The 9,000-nt window shown below is 72.2% G+C and carries 9 protein-coding genes; 5 read left to right on the top strand and 4 right to left on the bottom strand.

Annotated elements, in window-relative coordinates:
• Positions 1 to 13: 13 nt before the first annotated feature.
• Both KSO97_RS13630 and KSO97_RS13635 read left to right on the top strand, forming a co-directional pair.
• Positions 14 to 865 carry a prephenate dehydratase domain-containing protein gene (locus tag KSO97_RS13630; RefSeq protein ID WP_232679770.1) on the top strand — a complete coding sequence of 284 codons (852 nt, stop codon included), beginning with the start codon at positions 14 to 16 and terminating at the stop codon, positions 863 to 865.
• Positions 862 to 1,986 carry a prephenate dehydrogenase/arogenate dehydrogenase family protein gene (locus tag KSO97_RS13635; RefSeq protein ID WP_232679772.1) on the top strand — a complete coding sequence of 375 codons (1,125 nt, stop codon included), beginning with the start codon at positions 862 to 864 and terminating at the stop codon, positions 1,984 to 1,986. The genes KSO97_RS13630 and KSO97_RS13635 overlap by 4 nt, the downstream gene beginning before the upstream one ends.
• Here KSO97_RS13635 and KSO97_RS13640 read toward each other — a convergent pair.
• Together KSO97_RS13640 and dapD are read right to left on the bottom strand one after the other, a co-directional pair.
• Entirely contained in the window at positions 1,918 to 2,886 is a 969-nt protein-coding gene (locus KSO97_RS13640) for a hypothetical protein (RefSeq protein WP_232679774.1), read from the bottom strand. The genes KSO97_RS13635 and KSO97_RS13640 overlap by 69 nt on opposite strands.
• 102 nt (positions 2,887 to 2,988) lie before the next feature.
• Complete coding sequence (dapD, locus tag KSO97_RS13645; protein ID WP_232679776.1) at positions 2,989 to 3,948, bottom strand: 2,3,4,5-tetrahydropyridine-2,6-dicarboxylate N-succinyltransferase; 960 nt, start codon at positions 3,946 to 3,948, stop codon at positions 2,989 to 2,991.
• Between the two features lie 176 nt (positions 3,949 to 4,124).
• Between dapD and KSO97_RS13650 the strand changes: the two genes are divergently transcribed.
• The 3 genes from KSO97_RS13650 (at position 4,125) to KSO97_RS13660 (ending at position 7,914) form a co-directional block, all read left to right on the top strand.
• On the top strand, positions 4,125 to 4,847 hold the full coding sequence (locus KSO97_RS13650) for an ABC transporter ATP-binding protein (RefSeq protein ID WP_232679778.1): 723 nt from the start codon (positions 4,125 to 4,127) through the stop codon (positions 4,845 to 4,847).
• 138 nt (positions 4,848 to 4,985) lie between these two features.
• Positions 4,986 to 6,101, top strand: coding sequence for an ABC transporter permease (locus KSO97_RS13655; protein ID WP_232679780.1), 1,116 nt, complete (start codon positions 4,986 to 4,988; stop codon positions 6,099 to 6,101).
• 118 nt (positions 6,102 to 6,219) lie between these two features.
• Positions 6,220 to 7,914 carry a hypothetical protein gene (locus KSO97_RS13660; protein ID WP_232679798.1) on the top strand — a complete coding sequence of 565 codons (1,695 nt, stop codon included), beginning with the start codon at positions 6,220 to 6,222 and terminating at the stop codon, positions 7,912 to 7,914.
• 94 nt (positions 7,915 to 8,008) lie between these two features.
• On the opposite strand, the gene KSO97_RS13665 is transcribed toward KSO97_RS13660, so the two are convergent.
• Both KSO97_RS13665 and KSO97_RS13670 read right to left on the bottom strand, forming a co-directional pair.
• The gene (locus KSO97_RS13665) at positions 8,009 to 8,776 is read right to left on the bottom strand and encodes a PP2C family serine/threonine-protein phosphatase (RefSeq protein ID WP_232679782.1); all 768 of its coding nucleotides are present in this window, start codon (positions 8,774 to 8,776) and stop codon (positions 8,009 to 8,011) included.
• Positions 8,773 to 9,000, bottom strand: a 228-nt coding sequence (locus tag KSO97_RS13670; RefSeq protein WP_232679784.1) for a hypothetical protein, incomplete at its 5' end; no start/stop codon positions are given. The genes KSO97_RS13665 and KSO97_RS13670, both read right to left, overlap by 4 nt.

The raw sequence follows: 9,000 nt of genomic DNA on the forward strand, positions 1-9,000 counted from the left end.
GGAGTCGACGTCCATGAGCACCCGCGTCGCCTACCTCGGCCCGCCGGGCACCTTCACCCACCAGGCCGTCGTCGCGCTGCGCCCGGGTGAGGAATCGGTCGCGCTGACGACCCAGGCCGAGGCGCTGGGCGCCGTGGCGGGCGGGAGCGTCGAGTACGCCGTCCTGCCGATCGACAACTCGGTCAACGGTGTGGTGGTGCCCACGCTCGACGCCCTGCTGGAGCGCCCCGACCTCTCCATCGTCGACAGCGTCGTGGTGCCGATCTCCTTCGACGCCTTCACCCGCGACCCCGACGTCGAGCCCACCGTGGTCGTCAGTCACCCTCATGCGCTGGCGCAGTGCCGCGCGTGGATCGAGGCCCGCGGGCTGAGCACGCGCGAGGCGTCGTCGACCGCCGCAGCATGCCGCGACGTCGCGCCGGGCGAGATCGCGATCGGCCCGGCGATCTGCGGCACGCTCTACGACCTGCACCGCCTCGATTCCGCGGTGGAGGACAACGCGGCCGCGTTCACCCAGTTCGCCCTCGTCGCGGCGACCGGGCCCCGAGGCGTGTCTGCTGCCCGCGCCGCCTCGGCCGGCTCGGGCGGTGAGGGGCTGCTGGTGTCGCTGATGCCCGACCACAACGAGCCCGGCATCCTCCGTCGCTACCTCGGCGTGCTGGAGGACCGCGCGATCAACATGACGAACCTGGTCACGCGGCCCGTGCCCGACCGCCCCGGCATCTACATGTTCCTGGTGTTCCTCGCGGGCACGTTCACTGCCGCGGACTTCGAGGAGATGCAGCAGGCCTGGGCGACGCAGGGCGGTACGGCGCGCGCCATCGGGCGGATCTCGCCCCTGGCCGAGTTGGCGGCTCGCGGGTGAGTGCCGCTGCGGAGAACCTCGCCCCCGGGTCCCCCGTCGCGGGGTTCGGTCGCACCGCCGTCGTCGGCGGCGGCCTGATCGGCGGATCGATCGCCCGCCGTCTGCTCGAGCTCGGACGTGACGTCGTGGTCGTCGACCCCGACGTGGGCCCCCCCGCCGCCGCACAGCAGGTCGGCCTCGCCACTGCTGCCGCCGTCGCGGACGTCGACCTCGTCGTGCTCGCCTGCCCGCTCGACGTGATGCCGGCGGCGATGGCGGACGTCGCGGCGGGGGCGCCGCACGCCGTCGTGATCGACGTCGGCAGCGTGAAGGGTGCCGTGCTCGCGGCGGCTCAGGCCGCCGGGCTCGGCGGGCGGTTCGTCGGGTGCCACCCGATGAGCGGCACCGAGCACTCCGGCTTCGAGGCCTCCGATGCCGCACTGCTGGTCGGGGCGACGTGGGCGGTGATGCATCCCGACGAGACGGCCATCTCGACAAGCTCGATGACCGACGAGAGTCCCGGGGGCGAGGATCGAGCACCAGCGAGCGTCACGAGACCCGGCGACCCGAACGCCCTCGTCGCCGCCGTCGTCCGGTGGCTGATCGGCACCTTCGACGCCACCGTCGTCGTGGTGGACGCCGAGCGCCACGACCGCGCCGTCGCCCGGGTCAGCCATCTCCCGCACGCGGTGGCGAACGCTCTCCTGGCCGTCTCCGCCCGAGACGACGGCGACGACGCCGATGCCGCGGTGGCCGCGCTGCTGGCCGCAGGCAGCTTCCGCGACGGCACGCGGGTCGCCGGGCGCAACGCGGAGCGCACCCTCAACATGCTCATCGAGAACGGGGCTGCGCTCGCGCCCGCGCTGGACGCCGTCATCGCGGAGCTGCAGGCCTACCGCCGCGAGCTCGGCCCGCCGATCCAGGTCGAGGCGCTGCGGCGACGCCTGCACGACGTCGTCGACGTGGCCGCAGAGCTGCGCACCTCCCACCTCGCCGATGCGCGCTCCGACGACCTGGGCGCGGCGCTCGCGAACGCCGCGGGGCGACCCCTCGTCGTCCGGGCCGGCGAACGCTCAGGGGAAGACGTCGACGTGGACGTGGTCGCGGTGCTCGAGGATCGCCATGGTGGCGGGGTCGCTTGAGGTGCGCGGGGGGTCGTAGCGGCGCCACGAGTCGTCGCGACCGGCCTTCCAGATGCGGCCGTCGAAGATGACCGTGGCGATGCCGAGCCGCTTCGCCATCGCCACCAGGTAGTGCGCGATCGCCCATCCCCGGGTCTTGTTGGGCCCGTTGATCGGCCGTACGAAGATGTCGACAGCGCGCCCGCTGTAGTGGGCCGAGCCCTCCATGTGGCCCGTGCTCACCCCGGCAGGCTCGAAGCCGCCGAGTGAGAGCTCGCCGAAGACGTCGAGCAGGTCGACACGTACGGCGTCGGCCCGCGGCGTCAGGCCCACCGCGGTCAGATCGGGGCTGCTGAACTCGACGTCGCCGTCGACGCGGCAGACGAAGGAGTGCCGGGAGTTGCCGGTGAGTGCCGAGGCCAGCACGCGCGCGTCGTCCTCGTGGTCGGCGTACGCGTTCGGGAACGCCGAGCGCTGCACCTGCTGCGCGGCCACCGTGACCTCCATCGACTCATAGCCACGCACCTGCTCGAGCGCGTCGTAGAACGCACGGGTGGCGTAGGCGGGATCCTGCACCTGACGCGGGGTTCCCCACCCCTGACTGGGGCGTTGCTGGAAGAGGCCGAGGGAGTCGCGGTCGCCGTAGTCCAGGTTGCGCAGGTCGGACTCCTGGTAGGCCGTCGCCAGCGCGATCGACGCTGCGCGTGCCGGCATCCCGCGCGCGACGGCGATCGCGGTGATGAGTGCGGCGTGCTCGGCCTGCTCGATGCTGACGTCGACCGAACGGCCGTCCGCCGAGGCCGTGCAGAACTCCGAGCGCGGGAGGAACGGCAACTCGAACTCACGCAGTCCGCGCACGCTGATCGTGGCGACGACGGCGACGAGGGCGAGGCCGAGCATCACCCCCAGCGCGCGCCTCACGACGCCCAGTGTGCCGGGCCCCCGGTTGACCCGTCTTTACTTGGAGACGGGTCAACGCCCCGAACCCGGTTGACCCGTCTTTACTTCAAGACGGGTCAACGCTCAGTTCGCGTGCAGCGCCGCGTTGAGGGCGATGCCCTCGCCCTTCCAGGCGACGGCCTCGATCGCGCCGGAGACCGAGTTGCGACGGAAGAGCACGTTGTCGGTGCCGGAGAGGGCGGCCGCCTTGATCACGGCGGTCTTGCCGTCGTTGTCCGTGACAGTGACCTTGGTGCCGGCGGTGACGTAGCAGCCTGCCTCCACCACACAGTCGTCGCCGAGCGAGATGCCGATGCCCGCGTTGGCGCCCAGCAGGCAGCGCTCACCCACGGAGATGACCTCCTTGCCGCCGCCCGACAGCGTGCCCATGATCGAGGCACCGCCGCCGACGTCGGAACCGTCGCCGACCACGACGCCCGCGGAGATCCGACCCTCGACCATCGAGGCCCCGAGAGTGCCGGCGTTGAAGTTCACGAAGCCCTCGTGCATGACGGTCGTGCCCTCGGCGAGGTGGGCACCGAGCCGCACACGATCGGCGTCGGCGATCCGGACACCGCTCGGCACGACGTAGTCGACCATCCGCGGGAACTTGTCGACGCCGTAGACCGTGACGTGCTGCCCGGCCGCGCGCAGCCGCGTGCGGGTCAGCTCGAAGCCCTCGATGGCGCACGGGCCGGCCGACGTCCATGCCACGTTGGCGAGCAGGCCGAAGATCCCGTCGAGCGACTGGCCGTGCGGACGCACCAGCCGGTGGGAGAGCAGGTGCAGTCGCAGCCAGACCTCCTCGGTGGACGACGGTGCCTCGGCGAGGTCGGCGATGCTGACCAGGCGCACCTCGCGGGTGACACCGCGCGCCTCGTCGGGCGTGGCGAGCGCGGCCAGCTCGGCAGGCGCACCGTCCGCGCTGACGCCGTCCGGCGCAGCACCGAGAGCCGGCTGCGGGAACCAGACGTCGAGCACGGTGCCGCTGCTGTCGAGGGTGGCGAGGCCGAAGCCCCAGGCCGAGGAGGTCGCGTCGCTCACGACGTCAGGCTAGAGGCGTGCGCGGGGCCGGCCGACCGACCGGCCCGGTGTCTCGCGGAGCGGACCCCGCCTGCTTCGGCCGATGGGCCCGTGGGCCGCCGTGTGAGACCCGAGCCAGCACTCGTGGATGTGCGACGGGGTTTCGCGCTCGTGACGGCTTGGGCAGGCTGGACACCGTGAGCGCGATCGAGGTCCGCGACCTGACCAAGACCTACGGCTCGTTGCGCGCCGTCGACGGCGTCAGCTTCGACGTCGCGCCCGGTGAGTTCGTCGGCATCCTCGGGCCGAACGGCGCGGGCAAGACCACGACGTTGGAGATGGTCGAGGGGCTGCGTCGCCCCGACGCCGGGACGATCAGCGTGCTGGGGGAGCCCGCGTGGCCACGCAACCGTCGTCTGCTCTCCCGCATCGGCGTGCAACTGCAGGCCTCCTCGTTCTTCGAGCGCCTCACCGCGCGCGAGCAGATCCGCACCTTCGCGGCCCTCTACGGCGTCCCTGCTCAGGTGGGGGACACCTGGCTCGAGCACGTCGGCCTGGTGGAGAAGGCGGACACTCGCGTGGAGGACCTCTCCGGTGGCCAGGCGCAGCGCCTCTCGATCGCCTGCGCCCTGGTGCACGAACCGGAGCTGGTCTTCCTCGACGAGCCCACATCCGCCCTGGATCCGCAGGCGCGCCGCAACGTGTGGGACCTCCTGCGCGGGATTGCGGCACAGGGCCGGACGATCGTGCTCACCACCCACTCGATGGAGGAGGCGGCCACGCTCTGCGACCGGGTGGCGGTGATGGACGCCGGTCGGGTGCTGGAGTTCGACCGGCCGACAGCCCTGGTCGAGCGCTTCGGCGTCGCCACCCTCGAAGACGTCTTCCTCACCCTGACCGGACGGGAGTACCGGGCATGAGCACCCCACGGCCTTCTTCGCCTCCTCCGCTTCGCTCCTCCGGCGAACAAGCCCGCAGGGACCCCGCATGAGCACCCCACGGCCTTCTTCGCCTCCTCCGCTTCGCTCCTCCGGCGAACAAGCCCGCAGGGACCCCGCATGAGCACCCCATCCACGGACGCCCCGGCCGAGAGCTCCGTGCGTCCGAGCGAGGCGAGCGCGTTCCGCGCGATCGCCGTCGCGGTGCTGAAGGGGTTCCTGCGTGACAAGTCCGCGGTCTTCTTCGCCGTCATCTTCCCGCTGATGTTCCTGGTGCTCTTCGGAGGCATCTTCGGAGATCAGGGGCGCTCGAAGATCGACATGGTGCAGGTCGGCCCGGTCTCGATCCTCGACGACCTGCCGCCCCAGGCCCGCGGTGCGTTCGAGTCGACCTTCGACGTCGAGCGCAGCGACGACCTCGCCGCCGCCATCGAGAAGGTGCGCAAGGGCGACGCCGACGTCGCGGTGGTGCAGCGCGGCGACGACCTCATCGCCCACTACACCCAGACCGATCCGACCGGGGCGGGCATCACCCAGGGGGCGCTGCGCTCGCTCGTGGACGGCGCGAACGTCGCCGCCAGCGGTCAGCCTCCGCAGTTCACCCTCACCACCGACAGCGTCGAGGACGACTCGCTCACCGCGATCCAGTTCATGACGCCGGGTCTGTTGGGGTGGGCGGTCGCGATGAGCGCCGCCTTCGGTGCCGCCGCCACGATCCAGGGGTGGCGCCAGACCAAGCTGATGCGGCGCCTGCAGTTGGCCCCGGTCTCCACCCGGACGGTCGTCGCCGCGCGCGTCGTGGTCACCATCGCGATCTCGCTGGCGCAGATGGCGATCTTCCTCGGGCTCGGTGCCGCCGCGTTCGGGCTCACGCTCACGGGGTCGTGGTGGCTGGCGATCCCCCTGCTCGTCGTCGGCACGCTGTGCTTCATGGCCGTCGGCCTGCTCGCGGGCGCCCTGACCACGACGACCGAGGGTGCCGTCAATGCGGCGAACTTCGTCGTGCTGCCGATGGCGTTCCTCAGCGGCTCGTTCTTTCCGCTCGACGACGCCCCGCCGTGGCTGCGGTCGGTCTCCGACGTCCTGCCGCTCAAGCACCTCAACCAGGGCATGTTGGACGTGATGGTGCGCGGCGAAGGGGTCGGAGCGGTCTGGGTGCCGCTGCTGATCCTGGCCGGATTCGCCCTGGTGGTGACCCTCGTCGCCGCCCGTCTCTTCCGCTGGGACACCGCCTGACGCGGCCACCGTCGCGACGAGCCTGCGACCTGGAATCGCGAGGCGCCCGGGCGATCGATGCCCCTAAACTTGAGCGGCATCCGACGCTGGGGCGCGGGTCGTTCAGGAGGTCTTCGTCATGGAGTTGCACGACCAGCTGCAGGCGCTCGTCGCGCGTCTGGGCCCGACCGTCCTCGACGACGCCGACGGGTTCCGTGGTGCCCTCGATGACTTCCTCGCCGAGGACGCCGCCACCACTGGAGACATCAACCTGCTCGTCGACGCCGTGCGTCTGGGTGCCTATCGCGCGTTGCGCGACATCGTCGGCAGCGGCGCGACCGCGGAGAACGCCGTCCGCGAGGCCGGCCAGCGGCTCGCGCGCGACCGGGGCAGCGCCGATACGGCCAGCGCGATGTGGGCCGCCGCGGCGCTCGGGTTCGCCGCGGGCGTCGTCCCGGACGCCGAGGTGCGTCGTCACCGCAGCGGATCGGTCTGGCCGATCGGCGACGCGACGCCGCCGGTCGCGCCTCCTGCTGGGGGACTGCCGACGGTGTCGCCCGGCACGCCGCCTCCGCCGCCCGGCCCTCCGGTGTTCCCACCCGCGGGCGGCCCGCCGCCCTCGCAACCGGGGGCTCTTCCGTCTGCCGGAACGGTGCCCCCGCCCCCGCCCGTCGCGCCACCTGCGGCACATGCGTCGTCGGCGCCGACGGCCCACGCGCCGTACGCCTCGACGCCACCCGGCCCTCCTCCGCCCACCCCTGCCTGGAACAGCTTTCCGACGCCGCCGCCCGGGCCTCCCGCCGGCACGTCGAAGAGGCGCACCGGACTGGTCGTGGGGCTCGTCGTCGCGGCGCTCGCCGTCATCGGCATCGGTGTCGGAGCTGCCCTGACACTCGGAGGCGATGACACCCCGAAGGCCTCCGGCGGATCCCAGAGCTCGGGCGGGGCTACCGGGAGCAGTGACGACGACGCCGACGCCGATGGGCAGACCGACGGCAGCGACGAGGTCGACGGCGGACTCGACTTCGCCTCGATCAACAGCCGCTACGAAGCCCTCGCCGGGGAGATCACGACGCTGTCGGAGACCTGTTCGCCGCTGAGCGCGCCCGCCGGCCAGAGCGAGGTGGTGGAGTGCGCTTGGGCCGACGGCACGATGACGCTCACCACGTACGAGTCCACGACCGGGCTCGAGGCCGCGCGTCGCCAGTACGCGACCTACGTACCCGGCACGGTCGTGGAGGAGGCCCCGACCGGGGTGCTCCGCGCGTTCGAGGAGAGCGACGACGACGCCGTCACCGCGGCCGACCTCTACTGGGACGACGAGGTCGCGCTGCAGTCGGCCCGTCTGGTCGCCGCGCCCGGCAAGGACCTCTATGCGCTGAAGATCCAGTTGGCCAACACCGCTCCGTCGATCGACTACCCGACCACGCCGTCGAACCCCGAGCTGATCGACTTCGCCGACCAGTGGGTGCCCAAGGTGGCCTCGTGCGAGCGCATCCCCTCCTTCGAGACCGGCGAGAGCGAGGAGAACCGCTGCAAGCTGCCGGGCGGCAAGATCACGGTCTACCTCGGTCGATTCGAGTCGCTCCAGGCGTTGCGCGACTACCGCAAGACCAAGCTCGGCTTCGCCCGCGAGGACAAGCGCGAGTTGCGCCAGTGGTACCAGAACGAGGGCGACCCGATCGCGGGCGCGCTCTACGAGTTCACCATCGAGGCCCTCACGCCACCCCAGGTCGTGCGCTACTGGGACCTCCCCGCCTGCTTCTGCTATGCCGAGGCCTACATGGAGAACGGCAGCTACGAGCGGCTCAAGACCTGGTGGGTCACCGGCTGACGTCCTCCGTGACCGGGCCTTCGAAGCCCTCGCTGGCGCACGGGCACCTCAACCGCCGTCGGTGGTTGAGGTGTGGTTCGCGCGCCCGCGCACGTCACCCGACGTCGTGGTGGACGTGGATGAGGAGCGCCAGCGCGGTGTCGTCGCCGCCGACCGAGGCGGGCTCCTCCAGCCATCCGGGCAGGTGCTGCCGCACCCAGTCGATGCCGTGGTCGCGGGTGAGGTCCAGGAGCTGGCTGCCGGTGGCCCGCCACCAGTCGGCGTCGACGCGGGCCCTGCCGAAGCCGTCGGAGCAGACGTAGCCGAGAGCGACGTCGGTCGCCGGGAACACCGCGACGCGGAGATCCTCCAGCGGATCGGGTTGGCACAGCGAGGAGGTGCGCACGCCGTCGAGCCGAGGATCCTCGGGCAGCGGACGCCGTGCCTCGCCGTCGGCCGAGACGACGACCAGATCACCGTCGCCGATCTGCAGGGCCACCACGCTGGTGTCGTCGACCGCGAGGGCGAGGAGGGTGGTGCCGTACGGCGTGAGCCCCGCGGGCTCCTCGTCGTCCTGCGCGGCGGAATGGTCGGCGACGGCGGCGCGCCAGGTCGCCACGACCTCGGCCGTCGTACGGCGCCAGTCGGCCGCGTCGACGGCGGCACGCTCGGTCAGCGCCCGGCCGAGGACGTCGAGGGCGATCGTGGTCGCGAGGTCGGCGCCGACGTCGCTGCGGAAGTGCTGGTGGTGCCCGTGCCCGTCGGCGACCACGATCACGGCGCGCTCGCCGTCGCTCCAGGTGCGGACGGAGTCCTGCAACGGCATGCCGTTGCGCACGTGCACCGAGCCGCGCAGTGCCGCGCCGGCGGTGGACCAGGTCATCGGGCCGGGGGGTTTCGAGACGCCCGCTCGTTCCTCGCGGGCTCCTCAACCACCGGGTGGACCGCCCGCTCGTTCCTCGCGGGCTCCTCAACCACCGGGTGGACCGCCCGCTCGTTCCTCGCGGGCTCCTCAACCACCGGGTGGACCGCCCGCTCGTTCCTCGCGGGCTCCTCAACCACCGACCACGGCCCGCGGCCCCTCACAGCGTCTGGCTCCAGATCGGG

It is taken from the genome of Nocardioides sp. R-C-SC26, assembly GCF_021246465.1.
In the GTDB taxonomy this organism is placed as follows: domain Bacteria; phylum Actinomycetota; class Actinomycetes; order Propionibacteriales; family Nocardioidaceae; genus Nocardioides.

Coding starts and splice junctions, on each gene's coding strand:
- KSO97_RS13655 (WP_232679780.1), top strand. CDS start 4,986: ATGAGCACCCCATCCACGGACGCCCCGGCCGAGAGCTCCGTGCGTCCG.
- KSO97_RS13665 (WP_232679782.1), bottom strand. CDS start 8,776: ATGACCTGGTCCACCGCCGGCGCGGCACTGCGCGGCTCGGTGCACGTG.
- KSO97_RS13630 (WP_232679770.1), top strand. CDS start 14: ATGAGCACCCGCGTCGCCTACCTCGGCCCGCCGGGCACCTTCACCCAC.
- KSO97_RS13660 (WP_232679798.1), top strand. CDS start 6,220: ATGGAGTTGCACGACCAGCTGCAGGCGCTCGTCGCGCGTCTGGGCCCG.